General features: G+C 57.4%; 1 protein-coding gene. It reads right to left on the bottom strand.

The features are described from left to right. Positions 1 to 146, bottom strand: a 146-nt coding sequence (locus tag NDO48_RS30620) for a DeoR family transcriptional regulator (protein WP_416377232.1), incomplete at its 3' end; no start/stop codon positions are given. Positions 147 to 277 lie beyond the last annotated feature (131 nt).

Here is a 277-nt window from a genome sequence, read left to right as displayed (position 1 = left end):
ACCAGGCCCTGGGCGACCAGTTCATTGACGTCACGTCGAATGGTCATGTCGGACACCGACAGAGCAGTGCCCAACGCGGCCACCGTGACGGCTCCCTCGGACAGCACCCGGTCCAGAATCTTCTGCTGACGTTGATGAGCGAGCATCACACCGCCACCAGACTCGATTCCATGCACACAACATTCACCAGATAACAACAAATGTCAACAAAAGCGAACAAATATGCGCCGAAGCGGTCAGAAGTCGTCGTCGCTCTCGGACGCGGTCTGTGCACGAC

This window comes from Aminobacter sp. MET-1 (genome assembly GCF_026521175.1).
GTDB lineage: Bacteria > Pseudomonadota > Alphaproteobacteria > Rhizobiales > Rhizobiaceae > Aminobacter.
The sequence above is the reverse complement of the archived record's forward strand: the minus strand, read 5'-3'. Positions and strand labels throughout refer to the sequence as shown.